This is a genomic window from Shewanella sp. SM23, from assembly GCF_025654295.1.
Lineage (GTDB): Bacteria > Pseudomonadota > Gammaproteobacteria > Enterobacterales > Shewanellaceae > Shewanella > Shewanella oncorhynchi.
Window position 1 is genome coordinate 1 of sequence record NZ_JAKKRM010000021.1, and the last position, 18,984, is coordinate 18,984.

At 45.6% G+C, this 18,984-nt stretch carries 10 protein-coding genes; all 10 read right to left on the minus strand.

The window, feature by feature from the left end; translation table 11 throughout:
- Positions 1-182 (minus strand): transposase domain-containing protein (locus tag L5L98_RS19295; protein ID WP_263140309.1); only part of this gene is annotated, 182 nt, incomplete at its 3' end.
- A 105-nt stretch (positions 183-287) separates the two neighbouring features.
- Positions 288-2,330, minus strand: a complete 2,043-nt coding sequence (locus L5L98_RS19300) for a M13 family metallopeptidase (protein WP_263142908.1) — start codon at positions 2,328-2,330, stop codon at positions 288-290.
- Between the two features lie 228 nt (positions 2,331-2,558).
- A complete protein-coding gene (locus tag L5L98_RS19305; protein WP_263142910.1) occupies positions 2,559-4,775 on the minus strand; it encodes a patatin-like phospholipase family protein in 2,217 nt (738 codons plus the stop codon).
- A 281-nt stretch (positions 4,776-5,056) separates the two neighbouring features.
- Positions 5,057-9,550, minus strand: a complete 4,494-nt coding sequence (locus L5L98_RS19310; protein ID WP_263142911.1) for an EAL domain-containing protein — start codon at positions 9,548-9,550, stop codon at positions 5,057-5,059.
- 379 nt (positions 9,551-9,929) lie between these two features.
- Positions 9,930-11,357 carry a dihydrolipoyl dehydrogenase gene (lpdA, locus tag L5L98_RS19315; protein ID WP_105250398.1) on the minus strand — a complete coding sequence of 476 codons (1,428 nt, stop codon included), beginning with the start codon at positions 11,355-11,357 and terminating at the stop codon, positions 9,930-9,932.
- A gap of 147 nt (positions 11,358-11,504) precedes the next feature.
- Positions 11,505-13,526 (minus strand): dihydrolipoyllysine-residue acetyltransferase, encoded by a 2,022-nt coding sequence (gene aceF, locus L5L98_RS19320; protein ID WP_263142912.1) that lies wholly within the window; start codon positions 13,524-13,526, stop codon positions 11,505-11,507.
- Between the two features lie 12 nt (positions 13,527-13,538).
- Positions 13,539-16,205, minus strand: a complete 2,667-nt coding sequence (gene aceE, locus L5L98_RS19325) for a pyruvate dehydrogenase (acetyl-transferring), homodimeric type (protein WP_263142914.1) — start codon at positions 16,203-16,205, stop codon at positions 13,539-13,541.
- Between the two features lie 81 nt (positions 16,206-16,286).
- Entirely contained in the window at positions 16,287-17,039 is a 753-nt protein-coding gene (pdhR, locus tag L5L98_RS19330) for a pyruvate dehydrogenase complex transcriptional repressor PdhR (protein WP_105250401.1), read from the minus strand.
- 331 nt (positions 17,040-17,370) lie between these two features.
- On the minus strand, positions 17,371-18,222 hold the full coding sequence (gene ampE, locus L5L98_RS19335) for a beta-lactamase regulator AmpE (RefSeq protein ID WP_263142917.1): 852 nt from the start codon (positions 18,220-18,222) through the stop codon (positions 17,371-17,373).
- A 95-nt stretch (positions 18,223-18,317) separates the two neighbouring features.
- On the minus strand, positions 18,318-18,866 hold the full coding sequence (gene ampD, locus L5L98_RS19340; RefSeq protein WP_263142920.1) for a 1,6-anhydro-N-acetylmuramyl-L-alanine amidase AmpD: 549 nt from the start codon (positions 18,864-18,866) through the stop codon (positions 18,318-18,320).
- Positions 18,867-18,984 lie beyond the last annotated feature (118 nt).

Sequence of the window (18,984 nt, forward strand, 5' to 3'; positions counted from 1 at the left end):
GCCCAAATCATCGCGTCCATCGGCAATTTACGCCGTCTTAACGTCGCAACGCCCTGAGAGTCTAGGCAAGATTGAATTAACTCAGGTTCTAACACATCTGCTAAGCAGGTGAATTCGGTTAGGCGGGTAATATGAGTACGGGCGAGTGCTTCTGAGAGTTGCATAAAAAAATCCGATGACATGAGGTCATCGGATTTTGATCTTTTCAGCGAGATCGTCAAGCGATCTGTCTTAACTGATCGGCATTAGACATTGTCTGGCTTTTTTATTTCGATCTGCTGAATTTATTACCAAATTTTCACACGTTCATCTGGTGTTAAATACATTTTATCGCCTTCTTTCATATCGAAGGCCTTATAAAAGGCTTCCACGTTACGTGGCGTACCCATGGCACGATAATGGCTCGGTGAATGCGGATCTGTCAGCAAACGACGGCTCAGCTCTTCATCACGGTAATTACGGCGCCATACTTGCGACCAACCCACAAAGAAGCGTTGCTCGCCCGTTAAACCATCAAGCACAGGCGCTGGTTTGCCGTTAAGGCTCATCAAATACGAACGTGCCGCTACGGTTAAACCACCTAAGTCGCCGATGTTTTCCCCTAAGGTCAAATCACCGTTAACAAACTTGCCGGGCATTGCCTCATAACCTGAGTATTGGGCAGACAACTGCTTACCGCGTTTTTGGAACTCTTCTCTGTCTTTATCTGACCACCAATCACGCAGGTTGCCATCACCATCGTATTTAGCGCCTTGGTCATCAAAACCATGGCTAATTTCATGGCCGATCACTGCACCGATACCACCGTAGTTAACGGCATCATCGGCATCCATATTAAAGAATGGCGGTTGCAGAATCGCTGCAGGGAACACAATTTCGTTTTTCACTGGGCTGTAGTAAGCATTCACCGTTTGTGGTGTCATGCCCCATTCGGTACGATCGATTGGCTTGCCGAGCTTGTTGATCATGTCTTGATATTCAAACTGAGCGTAACGCATGTAGTTACCCACTAACTCGTCAGCCTTGATATCTAAACCTGAGTAATCTTTCCATTTATCTGGATAGCCAATTTTGTAGGTAAATTTAGCCAGTTTTTCTTGGGCGGCGACTTTGGTTTCTGGTGTCATCCACTCAAGTTCATTAATGCTGACTTCAAAACCTTTGATCAAGTTTTTGATCATGGTTTCCATGCGCGCTTTAGCTTCTGGCTTGAAGTATTGCTTAACATACTCTTCACCCACTAACTCACCAATCACTTGGTCGGCGCCATCAACTGCTTTTTTCCAGCGTGGCTGCTGCTCTTCGATACCCATTAAGGTTTTGCTCTTAAAGGCAAAGTTCAAATCAACAAAGTTTTTACTCAGTAACTCGGCGTAGCTATCCACTAAGTGGAACGCAAGATAATCCTGCCAAGCCAATACTGGGAATGTCTCGAAACTGGCGCCGAGTTTTTCAAAATAAGAGGGCTGACGCACGATCACTTCAGTCACTTTATCGCCTAAGCCCGCACTCGCAGCAAAGGCATTAAAATCGAATTGACCGGTTAACTTTTGCAGTTCAGCACGATCTAACTTGTTGTATGCCTTGTTGGCATCACGGGATTCGACTCGGCTCCACTGACTTTTAGCGATCATCATTTCGATGTCGGCGACGTTTTTAGCCGCGCGTTTAGCATCCTTGTAACCCGCCTCGGTCAGTATGTCTGTCACATACTTGGCCATGGCTTGGCGATTAGCGGTAAACTTAGGATCATCTTTTAGGTAATAATCGCGGTCAGGCAACGTAAGGCCCGACTGGCTTAAATACACCGCATACTGAGTTGAGTTTTTAGCGTCATTATTGACGTAAAAACCAAAAGGAATACCAGAACCCGTCGTCAGTAATTTACCCATCACAGCGGGTAAGTCAGCGTGCGTTTTTGCGGCAGCGATATCGGCCAGCAATGGCTTAAGCGGAGTAACACCTAATGTTTCAAGCAAATCGGTATTCATAAAGCTAGCATTGAAATCACCGATTTTCTGTTCATTAGAGCCTGCAGCAGGATTCTTTTTAGCGGCCGCTTCGTCGATAATTTTCTTCAATGCATCTTGGCTTTGGTCGTACAACACAGAAAACGCGCCATAGTTAGATTTGTCAGCTGGAATAGGCGTATTTGCCAACCATTTTCCATTAACGCTGTAATAGAAATCATCTTGATGGCGAACTGAGGCATCAAAGTTTTGCAATTCAATGCCAGACACCGCGACGGCTTCAGTTTTAGGCTCAGTACTACAAGCCGCTAAACCTAAACTCAAGGCGATACTCAGTGCCAGTGTGCTTATCTTCTTCATTGTTTTCCCCAGCTTCCGTTGAGAGTTATTATTTTTCCCGCAAAACCTTAGCATCTTGACACGCCTCACAGTAGTAAGATTTTGTAAAAGGATATGACACTTTAGCGACACTCTTAGCTATTTCGGCAAGGTAACTTCCATAGGGATGACGCTTATAGTTTTTCCATCGACCAAAAAGTAAGGGCACAACCTCAGTCATGCCCTTAAGTTCTTTACACAAATCTCAAACTAGAAGTTTTTACCCACAAATAAATAGAAGGACTTATCGCCAAGATCTGTGATCCCAAAACCAAGTGCTGCGGGTCCCATGGAAGTATCTGTACCGATATAAAGACTCGATGCATAAATCAGATCGGTCAGGGTGACGTCAGTGCGCTCGTCCCAGACATTTCCCGCCTCTAAGCTCCAACCTAGGTATAGAGGGTAATCTGTCATACCTAGCGCATCACGCCCGAGATCATATTGATAAATAAAGGCCCCAAACACTTTATGTGCGCCCATAATTGAGTCTTTATGGTAACCAGACAGGTTTAAGAATCCTCCCAGCTCAGATAAATGCAGCGTATTGACACCATCATTATTGTTAGTAGCAATTGATGCCTTACCAACAAAAGCGTGGTTACCGACACTCAAGGCACCTTTCCAGTCGGCCTCTATTTGCACGCTAAATTGGTTTTGATTATCGTCGATACTGTCATTGAAATCTTCATTGCGCACGTAAACGTTTAAGGTTACGCGATTACCTGATGTTGGAAAGCTAATGCTATCTAAGCTATCGTAACCGAACCTAAAGTAAGCACCATAGGAACTAAAATCTAAGTCCTGCGTTAGCCAAACATCATTGACTATCGACCCCTTCTCTGCGACTAAGCCTAACTCAATCATCCCTTGTAAGGTGTAGTTATAACCTATGCCTAATTCAATCGTATGGGTTTTCTTGTCGAAGGTTAAGATACGACTGTTATTATCGTATAAGTCCCAATCACGGGTATCGTATTGATAACGGGCACGGCTAAAGAACTGTTGGTCCCTGTCTAAAGGCTGATAGAACTCAGTTGCAAACAACTTTTCAATGCCGAGCTTCACCTCATTGCGCCACTCACCACCATTAAAGGTCAAATCGGTCATGGTATAAGCCATGTCAAAACTGATGGCAGATTCTGAATTAAAGTCATCCTCCCAATTAAAGCCCAGTTGGAAATAATTCGGCCCCCAAGACTTAGCCTTAGTGGTGACAGTGAGTATGCGGCCATCCTCACCTTCTACAAATTCAGCATCGACACGCTCAAATTTATTGAGGGAGTAAATACGCTTTAACGCCTCATTAAGCTCGTCTTTAGATACAGCTTGCCCAGGTTTAATATCCAAGGTTTCCGTCAAGAGATTCAAACTCACCTTAGATTGGTTTTCAAATACGATTTCATTAATGGGATGACGTACATCCGCCATTAATAATTTACCTTTGGCTTTTTTAGCCTCGACGTAGGCGGCATATTCCTCAGGGCTCACGCTCATACTGCTCAACTTATAAAGCTGACCATTAGCGGCTTCTTTTCCAAGGGTTAATGCCAGCGGCATAATAGTGAAATCAGTGGTGCTGAGGGCGTCAATCGCGGGTCGGATCAATACATCTTTATCTGTCAGTAATTGTTTTTGTTTTTCAGTGCTGGCATTGGTCAAAAAATTAGAGAGCTGATCGAGCACTGCGATAGTACTGTCTAATTTATCTTTTTTGACCAGAGGCGAGCCAATATCGACGGCGATAATAATATCGGCTCCCATGGCCTTAACCACATCGACGGGCATGTTATTAGCAATACCACCATCGACCAATAACTTGCCTTCAATTTGTGCTGGCTGAAGTGCACCAGGTACAGTTGCAGACGCTTGCATGGCTTTAACCATACTGCCATGACTAATCACCACAGGTAAGCTAGTTTCTAAGTCGGTTGCAACCGCTCGGTAGGGAATGGCTAAATCATCAAAATGACCAAATTGCTGTACCAGATCTGTCGACTGACGTAAAAGTTGTGACATAGTCTGACCACGTAGCAGACCACTTGGCGCCCTCACTTGGCCTTCGTTATAGCCAATGTTTAACGGAATATTGTAACGGTCGCGTAACTGTTTATCCCTGTAACTCAAAATATTGCGCGGTATGGTGTCCGAGTAGCCACTGTCCCAGTTGACCCCCATCATGATAGTTTCCACTTCACTCGCACTGTAACCCAGTGAATACATGCCAGCGACATAGGCACCTATGCTGGTGCCCGCGATATAATCGACTGGGATGTTATGTTCTTCTAATATTTTGAGCACGCCGACGTGAGCAGCGCCTTTAGCACCACCACCACTGAGTACGACACCAATTTTAAGGCGCTCTGCAGCCAAAGACGGGGTAACACACAAACACAAAATAATAGAAGCGAGTAGTTGACGCATCATGTGAGGCTACTTTTTATGGGATAAAAATCCGAGTTATATTAACAAACTTATCGATTTAACCGTCAGTCATATTTTATCTGGACCGACTAGTGATAAGTTTGTGTACTCTTTATACAAACAGATGAAGTTTAATTGAATAAACTGCTAAACAAAATATCCATCATCACTGAAGACGATAACGTTTACATCTCAAGCTCACTGGCTTATATCGTGCAGACGATTGCCCATCAGCTGTACAAATATTAAGTATTCGCGAGCCAATAATAGACTATGTTTCTAGCTTAATGATCAATAGAGACGATTTTGTTATCTGTCTCTAAATAGCGCTCAAAATCATCAACGCACATAGGTTTAGCAAAATAATACCCTTGAATAATATAACAGCCACGGCTAAAGACTTGCTCTAACTGCTCAACCGTCTCAATCCCTTCAGCAACCACATTTAATTTAAGGTTACGGGCTAATTCAATAATACTGCTCACAATCGCCTGATCTGCGGTATTAGTGGCGATATCAATCAAAAAGGAGCGATCAATTTTTAGAGTATTGACCTCAAAATTACGCAAATAAGCCAGTGAAGAATACCCAGTACCAAAGTCATCGATGGCAACCTCGATCCCCAAAGATTTCAATCGAGTCAGATGGTCTTTAGCGACATGCAACTCCTTCATCAATACGCCTTCGGTGATTTCTAATCCTAAAGATGCAGTTGGCATTTGGGTTTCTTGTAAAATTCTTTGGATATCTTCAATAAAATCTGGCTGCCTAAAATGCACCGCCGAAATATTAACCGACAACTTAAAGCCCGAGCCATAGCGCTTAGTCCAATTGGCTCCCTGCACACAGGCTTGTCTTAATACCCAGCGGTCAATATCAACAATTAAACCGCAGGCCTCGGCGACTTTGATGAAAATATCGGGGCGAATAAAGCCGTCCAGCGGATGTTTCCAGCGAATTAATGCTTCCATTCCTATGAGCTTATCATTACGCAAAATATCAATTTGCGGCTGGTAATAAAGCTCGAACTCTTGCCGCTCTATCGCTTTGCGTAAATCGGCCTCTAGCCGTAAATGATAGAGGGCTTGAGCATTACGCTCCGAGGAATAATATTGAAAATTCCCTCGCCCTTCTTCTTTGGCATGGTACATAGCAAGATCGGCATTCTTGATAAAAGCTTCTGGCTGCACCGCATCGTCGGGCCAAATGCTGATGCCTATGCTGGTCGAAATATAAAATTCCCGACCATACAACTTAAAAGGCGCGACAATTTGCTCCAACAGGCGCTCGGCGACATGGTTAATATCGTCAATGCTGTTTGCATTGCGGAGTAAAATCACAAATTCATCGCCACCAAAACGACAGAGTAAATGCTCGCTGGAAATACAAGATTGCAACCTGCTTGATGCTTCGACCAGCAGTGCATCGCCCATGCTATGACCATAGGAGTCATTAACATGCTTAAATCTATCGAGATCTAAAAACAGTAGCGCCAGTTTCTCACCTGTTTGCTGCGCAGCTTGAATCGACTGTAATAGACGGCTAGAAAATAAGGAGCGATTTGGCAACCCAGTAAGCACATCGTAATTAGCCAAACGGCGTAAATCGGCTTCAGTACGTTTACGCTCCGTGATATCCGAGAATACCACCACATAGTGGGTTACTTTCCCGTTAATGCTTTGCATCACAGACACGTTTAGCCACACAGGACAAAGTTGCTGATTGGCGCGGATTAACTCCCGCTCTCCGGTCCAAGACTGACTATCACGGAGAAGTTGCTTAATCTCCGATGCTAATCCGTCATTCATCTGTACGAATTGTGCAAATGGTTGCCCGACTAAGTCGTCAGAATCTATACCAATAATTTGTTGCGCAGCGTAATTCGCAACGCGAATACCGCCTTCGACATCTAAAATCAACACACCTTCAGAGGTATTGCCAAACGCTTTCGCCAATAAATTAATTTCATCTTCTAGCTGGCGTTGCACAGTAATATCGCTATAAATACCCGCGACCCGTTCAATTTCATTTGAGTGCTTATTGCGAGCAACTGGCCGCCCTCTAACCCTCAGCCATCCCCAATTACCGTCCTTACGCTGATAGCGATATTCGGCCTCGAATCGGTCAATCTCACCCGCCATCATGTTATCCCACTGAGCGAGAGCTTTCTCCCTATCCTGCGGATGCACAGGCAAATCCTCTAAGCTCACCACAATCTCATTGGCATGCGTACCAAGCACCGAACCGCGATTATCAAGGTGAAATGCCTGAGTATTTTTATGCCACTCCCAGAGATCTGAGTCACTGCCGCGCAAAGACTGCCTTAACCTGTCTTCACTCTCCGTTAATGCCAGATTCATCTGCTTAAATGTATTGATCTGTCGTTGTCGGTACCAAGCAAGACTTAAAGCAATAATTGAAAATAACAGCAGCAAAATACCTTTAAAACCTTGGGATAACCACCAATGCTGCTCAACATAAAAAGGATAAGAAAACGGCTTATCTGACCATATCCCATTAACTTGACTCAAAATATCTAAAACATAGCCACCCGCAGCTAATCCTGCGAGGTTGATCTGAGATTCCCCCTGCAACAAGACATAATGGCTATCTTCATCCTGATAACGTAATCGGTATTTAAATTGGATTGGCGAATCATCGAGATAATCTAAGTTAGTGATTTGAAAACTCACCATATTCGCATCGGGTTTGATGGTCATCAGGTTACGCGGCAACAAGGATACTTCTGTCGTGTTGTTATAGTACACAGAGACAGATTCAAGCATCACATGGTCATCGGTTATACGATTGACCAGCCTATTGACATCGAGTCGCATCACACCTTCAGGTGTTCCTAAGTAAAAGCCTGTTTTTGGCGAATAAAAATAAGCGCCCTCGTTCATTTCATCGGAAATCAAACCATCGAGTTGATTAAACATAGCGATATTGCCTGTTTGAATATCCTGACGAATCAAAGAATCAGCACAACCCACAAGATTTGACTTAGGGGTCTTTTGAATAAAAAACACTGAACTACAATTTAATTGCCATTCGGAAGTCAGTGAAACTAACGATTCCGCCTGCTGATGATATTCAAACAAACCTTTTTCATAGGAACCAAACCAGATAATTCCCGGGGACATTTCTTCAATATGGCTAATCGTTGGTTGTGCCGCAAAAGCATTAAATAAGTGCCGTTGATCATGAAACTCGTTTTGACTGTCTATGTAACCAAAGACTTTTTTACCGCCAACCCAAAGACGACCGTCAGAGGTACGATAAATTGTACGGATCACTGGCCGCTTGGGGCCATCAAATTCGTTCGATGACTTATCAATATCAAATGGCTGGGGCTCATAGAGTCCCATTTCCCAAAAATAGAGTCCCGTGGTAGTCGCAATCCAGACGCGTCCTTTCAGTTTGGGATCCCGATAAGTTTTATATATGAGCTTATTTTTAAAGTCATCCTGACCGTGAGTCCATTTAGAAAAACTGCTGCCTTGCAAGGTCTCTTTATCAATAACAAAAAGACCACTGGTTGTTGAGATCAGTAAATAATGGTCCTCAAACTCACTAATATCATAAATACTTTCGTGGGGATTAAACCCCTCAATCGGAATGTTAACCGCTTTTTTACTGCCCTTAGCAACAAAATCTAAACTAGAAGAACCGAGCCAAACCCCTTCATCACTGGCATGTACAGACCAAGTCATGGCATCGCTCAGCTGATAGGGTTCATCTGCCGCATAAGTATCAAGAATGAAATCAGGCGGTGACGCTAACAATGCCAATCCATCACCAGAGCCTCCAACCCACATCAAGCCTGCATCATCAAACAACATGGCTTTCAGCGTTTCCATGTTGGCCTCAGCCTTCAACTCTTGCTGATAATTCTCAATCAACCGCGTCTTAGGCGACCATTTTAACAAGCCAATACGACTGGCAAACCACAAATACCCTTTAGCATCTTCAATGATCGCTGTGCTCCAATCGGGTAATTCTGGCACAGGTGTAATTTGATGAGCGATTTGATCTAATTGATAAACACCACGCCCTGTCGCAATCCAGATCCTATGTTGAGTATCCTCCAACATATCGAGAATACTGCCCATAGATTCGGTCCAAGGGTATTGGAACAGCCGTTCGCCCTTGTTATCGAGAAGTTCTAGCTGCAACTGCCCCGCAACCAACATGTGTCCATTGGGCATAAGTAATAACTTGCGCCAAGGAAGGTCGCGATTAACAGCTAATTGGGTGATAAGGCGCAGTTCAGACTTTGAAGGGGAAAACTCATAGATCTGACCATTATCAATTAATAATCGCCATGTTTTGCTATTCTTGCGGGCTGCCGATATCAGCGCACCACCTGGAAACTGTGGGAATAGATAGGGAGAACCAAACGCGGTAAATTGATTTTGTACTATATCGTAAAGGTAAATCGCGGCATTGGTACTGACCAATAACTTGTCTCGGTCGATGTTCACCACTGTCGTTAAAAAGTCATCCGCAAGCCGTGATTCCGTGCCAATTTTATCAATGCGCCGCACCTTAGAATTACTGACCCGATACAAGCCCTGCTCAGTCGCTGCCCATACAAAACCATAGTCATCTAAGGCTAAACCTCGGATGCTGGTGACAGCTAAACCGTCTCTATCGGTAAAAACACGCTGCACGAAGCCGCCCGCCCAAGCCGAATGGACGCTAATCAGTGAAAGGATGAAACATGTCAGAATTGTTCTAATTATTTTTGTTTGCATGTGACAACTTACTTCATACATATACCCAAACCACCTCAAAATGCAAAATTCAGCGGGAATTTAACGCACTTTAGGCAAGACGGCTATTTGCAGGCCTAGTGGGCTAAGTCAAAAATAGCCTACACCGCATAAAGTGCGTTAAAACCCGCCGGGACGGAGCACCCAGGGCACTCCACTTCCGTGTTGCATCAATTCAAAAGGTGGCTACATTTTTTCATTGATGCGCCTTGAATTGAAGCACCCTGGGCGCTCTGAAACTCGTATTTTGAGGTCGCTTGGGTATAACTGTACTGTAGCAGCTCAATCCCTTCAATTCATCCGCTTGTTTACATAAAAGTTACAAAAAAATACAGGCAATAAAAAAGCGCTCAAGTGAGCGCTTTTTTAATCGACAGCTAAATTACTTTTTCTTTGCCTTTGGGTTTGGCAAATCAGTAATAGAACCTTCGTACATTTCAGCCGCTAAGCCTACTGATTCGTGCAGTGTTGGGTGAGCGTGAATGGTTAATGCTAAATCTTCAGCATCACAACCCATTTCAATCGCTAGACCGATTTCGCCCAACAACTCGCCGCCGTTAACACCCACAATAGCGCCACCGATCACGCGGTGAGTGTCTTTGTCGAAAATCAGCTTAGTCATGCCCTCAGAGCAATCAGACGCAATCGCACGACCACTTGCAGCCCATGGGAAAGTTGCGGTTTCGTAAGCAATACCTTGCTCTTTCGCTTCTTTCTCAGTCAAACCAACCCAAGCGACTTCAGGGTCAGTGTAAGCAATTGATGGGATGACTTTTGGATCGAAGTAGTGCTTCATGCCAGCGATAACTTCAGCCGCTACATGGCCTTCGTGCACGCCTTTGTGAGCCAACATTGGTTGACCAACGATGTCGCCGATAGCATAGATGTGCGGTACGTTAGTACGCAGTTGCTTATCAACCTTGATAAAGCCACGCTCATCAACGTTAACACCTGCTTTTTCAGCATCTAACGACTTGCCATTAGGTGCACGGCCAATAGCCACTAATACGGCATCGTAACGAACGGCTTCCGTTGGCGCGCTCTTACCTTCCATAGAAACATAGATACCGTCTTCACGGGCTTCGACCGCTGTGACTTTAGTTTCAAGGATCAGGTTGAATTTCTTCTTGATTTGCTTAGTAAATACGCGAACTACATCTTTATCAGCCGCTGGGATCACTTGGTCGAACATCTCAACCACGTCGATTTGGCTGCCTAAAGAAGCGTACACAGTACCCATTTCTAGACCGATAATACCGCCGCCCATCACTAACAACTTGCCTGGAACTTCTTTCAGTTCTAATGCGTCAGTCGAATCCCAAATACGTGGATCTTCATGCGGAATAAATGGCAGTTTGATTGGGCGAGAACCCGCTGCAATGATCGCTTGCTCGAAAGTCACTTTAGTCACAGTGCCATCTTCAGCAGTCACTTCTAGCGTGTTAGGGCCTGTGAATTTACCAAAACCGTTAACCACGTTAACTTTACGCATTTTGGACATGCCGCCCAATCCGCCAGTTAATTGGCCAATGACTTTTTCTTTAAAGCCACGTAACTTATCTAAATCGATAGTTGGCTCGCCGAAGACCACACCGTGAGCGGCAACCGCTTTGGCTTCTTCGATAACTTTAGCAACGTGCAGTAAGGCTTTAGATGGGATACAACCCACGTTAAGACACACGCCACCTAAAGTGCTAAAACGTTCAACTATGATGGTTTCCAGACCTAAGTCAGCAGCACGGAAAGCCGCAGAATAACCTGCAGGACCTGCACCTAATACCACTACCTGAGTTTTGATTTCGTTACTCATGTTTTCCTCTAATTCTCATTCAATCCGTTGGAGGAGCTATCCTGCCAACCGAAAATGCGCCAGCGCGTAAGGTGGGCGCATTTTAACCTGTGTTTGATACTGATCACAATAAACAAAAGGCTGCTCAAGATGAGCAGCCTTATATGCTTACAGAACCAAAGTACGAATATCGGACAGAATTCCTGACAGCGTCACACTAAAACGTGCAGCCATGGCACCATCGATCACGCGGTGATCGTATGACAGTGACAGCGGCAACATCAATTTAGGCTCGAACTCTTTACCATTCCACTTAGGCTTAATTTCAGATTTAGACACACCTAAAATCGCCACGTCTGGGTAGTTCACGATAGGCGTAAACGCCGTACCGCCAATACCACCTAAACTTGAAATGGTGAAACAGCTACCTTGCATATCAGCAGATTTCAGCTTGCCATCACGGGCACGGATAGAGATATCAGCCAGTTCACGAGATAACTCGATAATGCCTTTCTTATCCACGTCACGCACGACTGGCACAACCAAACCGTTTGGCGTATCAACCGCCACACCGATGTGGAAATACTTCTTCTGGATCAGTGATTCGCCATCAGAGCTTAAGCTCGAGTTGAACACAGGGAACTGTTGCAACGTTTTAGCCACAGCTTTCAGCATAAACACTAAAGGCGTGATCTTGTAATCGGCTTTTTTCTTCGCCGCTACATCGTTTTGCTGCTTGCGGAACTCTTCCATTTCAGTGATATCAGCTTCATCGAACTGAGTCACGTGAGGGATAGTCACCCAGTTGCGGTGTAAGTTAGGGCCAGAAATCTTCTGGATACGGCTTAATGGAATCTCTTCCACTTCACCAAACTTACTGAAATCAACTTTAGGTGCTGCAATCACTTGCAGACCGCCGCCATTACCTGAACCAACAGAAGTTGCCGCAGTCGCTTTCGGACGCGACAGTTCATATTTAACATACGCCTGTACGTCTTCTTTCATGATGCGACCTTTACGGCCAGAACCTGTCACTTGGGTCAAGTCGACACCAAATTCACGGGCTAAACGACGTACCGCAGGAGACGCATGTACCGCACCGGTAGACACAGGTGTACCTGCGCTTGGGTGGTGTGGTACTGGAGGACGGCTTGCTGGTGTTGGGGCTGCAACGGGCGCCGCGCTCACTGGAGCAGGAGCCGCCGCTTGTGCAGCAGGTGCTGGAGCACTTGCTGTTGCAACAGAAGTCGTCTCAATCGTCGCAATGACGCTACCTTGAGAAACCTTGTCACCCACTTTAACAGTCAAAGACAGCAGTTTACCGGCGAATGGCGCAGGCACTTCCATGGTGGCTTTGTCAGTTTCAAGCGTAATCAAACCTTGGTCGGCAGTGATTTCATCACCGACAGAGACGAGCACTTCGATCACATCGACATTGCTGGCATCGCCAATATCCGGCACTTGAATTTCTTTTACCGCAACCACACTTGCCGCTGGTGCAGCAGGTGCTGCGGCCACTGGCGCTACCGTAGCGGCAGGAGCAGCTTGGGCCACAGTTGCAGCTGCCGCGCTAACGCTTGGAGCCACAGCAGGTGCAGCACCGCCCACTTCAAGCATGATGACTAAAGAGCCTTGCGACACTTTATCGCCAACTGCAACTTTAACGTCTTTAACCACACCCGCGAAAGGTGATGGCACGTCCATCGTCGCTTTGTCTGTTTCTAGGGTAATTAAACCGCTATCAACTTCAATCGTGTCACCGACAGCAACCAATACTTCGATAACCGATACATCAGTGTCGCCACCGATATCTGGCACAGTGACTTCAACCACTTTGGTTGCGCCCGTCGCAGGAGCAGCAGCCACAGGGGCAGGAGCCGCTTGAACTGGTGCAGATGCTGGTGCCGCCTGAGCGGGTGCTGCAACTGGAGCCGGAGCGGCAACTGCCGCGCCCGCCGCTTGCATCATAGCAATCAATGTACCTTCAGATACTTTATCGCCCACAGCCACTTTCAATTCGGCTAAAACACCGGCGAAAGGCGCTGGAATATCCATAGTCGCCTTGTCGCTTTCGACGGTAAGAATCGATTCTTCTGCAGCTAAGGTATCACCCACAGCCACACAAATTTCGATCACTTGCACTTCATCGCCGCCGATATCAGGAACAAAAACTTCTTTTAATTCAGCCATTTTTATTGCCTCTTACGCGTACTGTGGATTGATCTTGTCAGCGTCGATACCATATTCTTTAATGGCTTTTGCTAACACATCGACAGGCAGCTCTTTGCGATCAACCAGTGATTTCAGCGCCGCAATAATGATGAACTTAGCATCCACTTCGAAGTGGTGACGCAGATTCTCGCGGCTGTCTGAACGACCGAAACCGTCAGTACCTAATACTTTGTAATCGGTAGGAATATAAGCACGTAACTGTTCGCCGTAAATCTTCATATAGTCAGTCGCGACGATTGCAGGTGCATCACTTGAAATCACTTGGCTGATATACGATTGTTTTGGCGTTTCGGTTGGGTGCAGCATGTTCCAACGCTCAGCGGCTTGACCATCGCGGGTCAATTCGTTAAAGCTGGTCACACTGAATACGTCGGCAGTAATACCAAAGTCTTTCGCCAGTGCTTGCGCCGCTTTACGAGTTTGTTCAAGGATAGTGCCACAGCTCATTAACTGAACTTTGCCTTTACCTGAACCCGCAACCGTTTCTAACTTGTAGATACCTTTTACTATGCCCACTTCCGCGCCTTCTGGCATGGCTGGTTGCTCATAGTTTTCGTTCATTGTGGTCAAGTAATAGAAGATATCTTCTTGATTTTCGCCGTACATACGACGGATACCATCTTGTACCACAACGGCGATTTCGTAGCCGTAGGTTGGATCGTAAGTAATACAGTTAGGGATAGTGTTCGCCAATACGTGGCTATGACCATCTTGATGCTGTAAACCTTCGCCGTTAAGCGTTGTACGACCTGAAGTGCCACCGACTAAGAAACCACGAGCACGCATATCACCCGCAGCCCAAGCCATGTCGCCAATACGTTGGAAACCGAACATTGAGTAGTAGATGTAGAACGGGATCATAGGTGTATCGTTGACTGAGTAGCTCGTCGCTGCTGATACCCATGAAGACATAGCGCCGAGTTCGTTAATCCCTTCTTGCAATACTTGACCGGTTTTGTCTTCACGGTAGTAAGCAACTTGGTCAGAATCCTGCGGAATATATTTTTGGCCTTCGTGAGCATAAATACCCACTTGACGGAACAAACCTTCCATACCGAAAGTACGAGCTTCGTCAGGAATAATTGGCACAATATTTTTGCCAATTTTCTTGTCTTTCAGCAGAGCTGTCAGAACACGAACGAATGCCATAGTCGATGAAATTTCACGGCCGTTAGAGCCCTGTAAAATCGAATCGAAAATCTTCAGTGACGGCACTTCCATCTCTTCGGTGAACTTTTGACGACGTTGTGGCACGCTACCATGCAGCGCTTCACGACGGCTCATCATGTACTTCACTTCTTCAGAATCTGGACCTGGGTGATAGAAAGGCAGATCTTCTAACTGGTCATCTGGGATCGGAATATTGAAACGATCGCGGAAGTAACGGATAGACTCGATACCCATTTTCTTCACGTTGTGAGCGATGTTTTTACCTTCACCCGCATCACCTAAGCCGTAACCTTTTACAGTCTTAGCTAAAATCACCGTTGGGCGACCTTTGGTTTTTTGTGCGTGATCTAAGGCAGCGTACACTTTCACAGGATCATGACCGCCACGGTTTAAGCGCCAAATGTCATCATCTGACATGTTAGCCACCATTTCGGCCGTTTCAGGGTACTTACCAAAGAAGTGTTCGCGTGTATAAGCGCCACCTTTGGCTTTACAGTTTTGGTATTCACCGTCAACGGTTTCTTCCATTAACTGCAGTAACTTACCGCTAGTGTCACGGGCCAATAATGGATCCCAGTAACGACCCCAAATCACTTTAACCACTTCCCAGCCTGCGCCGCGGAATTCGCCTTCAAGTTCTTGGATAATCTTACCGTTACCACGCACAGGGCCATCAAGACGCTGTAAGTTACAGTTAACGATGAAGACTAAGTTATCTAATTCTTCACGGGCCGCTAAACCAATCGCACCTAAGGCTTCTGGCTCGTCACACTCACCGTCACCTAAGAAACAGTAAACGGTTTGTGCTGAACAATCTTTCAGACCACGGTCAGTCAGATATTTCAGGAAACGCGCCTGATAAATAGCTTGGATAGGACCTAAGCCCATAGAAACCGTTGGGAATTGCCAGTAATCCGGCATCAGTTTTGGATGTGGGTATGAAGACAGACCCTTGCCATCCACTTCTTGACGGAAATTAGCCAGTTGGTCTTCGCTTAAACGACCTTCTAAGAATGAACGCGCATAAATACCAGGGGCGATATGGCCTTGGAAATACACTAAATCGCCACCGTCTTTTTCATTGGGTGCGCGGAAGAAGTGGTTAAAACATACGTCATAAATAGTCGCGCTTGAGGCGAAGCTTGAAATATGGCCGCCTAATTCTAAATCTTTCTTAGAACCACGAAGCACCATAGCTAAAGCGTTCCAACGGATGATGGCGCGAATGCGACGTTCCATCTCTTGGTTGCCAGGCATGTGCGGCTCTTGACCCGCAGGGATAGTGTTCAGGTAAGCCGTTGTGGCGTTATAAGGCAAGTGAGTGCCATTACGACGCGCTTTATCGATCAGCTTTTCTAGTAAAAAATGCGCGCGCTCTGGGCCTTCCTGTTCCAACACGGCTTGCAGGGCATCAACCCATTCCTGAGTCTCTAACGGATCTACGTCTTGTAGCATATCTTCAGACATGACACTGTCCTTCTCTATATACATGATAATGAATGGTGTTTGCGGCATATTCCGATTTAGCTGGCAGCTAAATCACAGAACTTAAGCGCCACTCTTTAAACGGCGCAAGCTTCGCTGCAACCGGCTATCTTCTTCCCGCACAGATAACATCACCTCTTCGATGTAACTTAAGTGTTCATTCGAGGCTTCTCTGGCGGCGTCGGGATCACGACGAACGATGGCAGCGAGCAAGGCCCGTCTGTGATCGTTAGCCATAGTAGAAGCTTCTTCGCGGCGGCTTAAAAGCTCCAGGTTTTGCGCCACATTTTGATGCAGCACAGGGGTTAAACTAAGAACGAGGTGTAACATAGCCACGTTATGTGACGCTTCCGCCACAGCACGATAAAAACGCACAATCGCAGCAGCTTTTTGTTCGATATCGGTGGCGGCTTCCACCTCGAGGATCATACGCTTGATATTTTGCATATCGGCGTCGGTACCACGCAGGGCCGCAAAATAGGCCATCATGCCTTCGGTGGCATGGCGGAACTCCAGTAAGTCGTACTGACTCTCTGGATCTGAATTCATCAGTTCAACAATAGGATCGGCAAGGGTCTGCCAGAGTTGTTCTTTGACATAAGTACCACCGCCTTGGCGGCGCATTAACAGTCCTTTTGCCTCAAGCTTTTGAATAGCTTCACGCAAAGAAGGTCGAGACACTTCAAACTGGATCGCCAGTTCGCGTTCAGGCGGTAACTTCTGACCGGGCTGTAAACTCCCCTCTAAGATCATTTGCTCTAATTGCGCCATGATCACGTCAGAAATTTTTGGCTGATTAATTTTACTATAGGCCATCAGGCGCTCAGCTCCGTTGTAAATTGGTCTTACCAATTTTTTTGAGTGAGCGCACTTTATCAAATCAGCGTTTTGATGTCCAGATTGAAGATCACTCCTTAAAAGCGATCTCGATCAAAAGCACTCACGAAGAGAGAGCATAGCGGAAAAAAATGTTTATGGGGTCAGACCATTTGACAAAAGCACGGGCTTCGCCCTACTAGGCGCTGCAAAAAGCGCAGCGGATAGATTCTAGGCTCTAGATTCTAGGCTCTAGATTCTAGACTAGAAGGAGCACTACGACGCCCTAGCAGCGAAGCGTTCTCGATTCTAACAGCGAAGCATCCTTCTTTTAGCTCACCAATCCGAAAATGGTCAGTAATGAAAGTATTGCAACAATAAGTGTAAAGTTACGTTTACTGAGCACTAATAATGCTAAGGTTGATTGTACACATATAGGTGCACTTGCGACCTCAGGTAAAGGTTGTGCCGCTAATGCCGTTTCAGCAACCACAGTGCGAGCGCTCACATTTAAGGTCAATCCATTACGGCGCCACGCCGCTAAACCTTCACTAAATTGACCACTTAAGGCATAACCAAAGGCGAAAATCCGGCTCGGTAACCAATCCAGTATCGTAATCACTTCGTTGACTAAGGGTAGCTCTAGAGATTTACGGGCATTCTCTTCGGCATAAAAACGTACCGTGCAATACAGTACCGCACCGACTGGACCTAAAAAAATGAAAAACAGCGCCACGGCACCATAATAACGATAGTTAATCCAAGCAACACTTTGCCCCACTTTGGCACCTAGGTCTTTCTCGGATACAGCATCTAAACACTCGCTACAATCGAGTTCAGCGGCATAATGGTAACAAGCTTGGACATCTGAGCGACAAGCCGCTTGCATATATTTTTTGAAAATATCACGCTGTTTCTGATGGTTAAAACAAACCACTGCCACAACAATCCATAGAGCTAAACTTAATAAGCCCCAAAACATTCCCGCCACTAACCAAGATAAAACATATACCAACAAGGCTGGTAGCACTAACGCCAACGCCATCATCACGCTTGTCAGTGATGCTTTATCACCAAAAAATGTTGCCTGATAGGATTGCAGTAAACGATCAAATTGCCATGATGAAGGAAGAAATTTAAGTCGCTCCACTAAAATGGCGACCAAGAGTGAAAATAATGCCATGGGTGTACCTCTATAATTTGTCCATAAATAGTCTAGGTTTATATGGAATACGTCTAAAATCCAAAAAGTTAAGTGATTAACTAAGAGCACAACGCCTAAATATATTCCTTTAACTTGCCTAAATATCCTTCCCAATTAAAACTTTGCCCAGGGTCCGTTTTCCGCATTGGCGCAATATCACAATGACCCACAATCCGTTCAATACTCAGCAATGGATATTCTACCAGTAGGGCTTGTGTTAACTCGATGAGTGACTGATATTGCTCAGGAGTGTAAGGCTCAGTATCTGTGCCTTCCAGTTCAATACCAATGGAAAAATCATTACAATTCTCTCTCTCACCATAACGAGACACCCCAGCATGCCAAGCCCTGTCATTACAGCTTACATATTGGACACGCTCGCCATTGCGGCGGATCAAAAAGTGCGCCGACACTTGTAAGCCCTTGAGCGGTGCAAAGCTGGAATCGGCATTAGTATCTAAACACCCTTGAAATAATTGATCAATGTAAGGTAATCCAAAGCAGCCTGCGGGCAGACTAATATTGTGGATCACTAACAAACTCACTTCATTCAAGGGACGTTGATTAAAATGTGGCGACTCACAACGCCTCGCACTATCACACCAACCCGAATCAAACCGCATGATGAGCTTATCCTCTATGCCACATATACAGGCTTACTCTAACAGTATTCCTCCAAGCAAAGAAGAAACCCTGCGCACGGAACTGACTGAGCTATCTTTTAACATTGAGATCATGGAG

Coding starts and splice junctions, on each gene's coding strand:
- L5L98_RS19300 (WP_263142908.1), bottom strand. CDS start 2,330: ATGAAGAAGATAAGCACACTGGCACTGAGTATCGCCTTGAGTTTAGGT.
- L5L98_RS19305 (WP_263142910.1), bottom strand. CDS start 4,775: ATGATGCGTCAACTACTCGCTTCTATTATTTTGTGTTTGTGTGTTACC.
- L5L98_RS19310 (WP_263142911.1), bottom strand. CDS start 9,550: ATGTATGAAGTAAGTTGTCACATGCAAACAAAAATAATTAGAACAATT.
- lpdA (WP_105250398.1), bottom strand. CDS start 11,357: ATGAGTAACGAAATCAAAACTCAGGTAGTGGTATTAGGTGCAGGTCCT.
- aceF (WP_263142912.1), bottom strand. CDS start 13,526: ATGGCTGAATTAAAAGAAGTTTTTGTTCCTGATATCGGCGGCGATGAA.
- aceE (WP_263142914.1), bottom strand. CDS start 16,205: ATGTCTGAAGATATGCTACAAGACGTAGATCCGTTAGAGACTCAGGAA.
- pdhR (WP_105250401.1), bottom strand. CDS start 17,039: ATGGCCTATAGTAAAATTAATCAGCCAAAAATTTCTGACGTGATCATG.
- ampE (WP_263142917.1), bottom strand. CDS start 18,222: ATGGCATTATTTTCACTCTTGGTCGCCATTTTAGTGGAGCGACTTAAA.
- ampD (WP_263142920.1), bottom strand. CDS start 18,866: ATGCGGTTTGATTCGGGTTGGTGTGATAGTGCGAGGCGTTGTGAGTCG.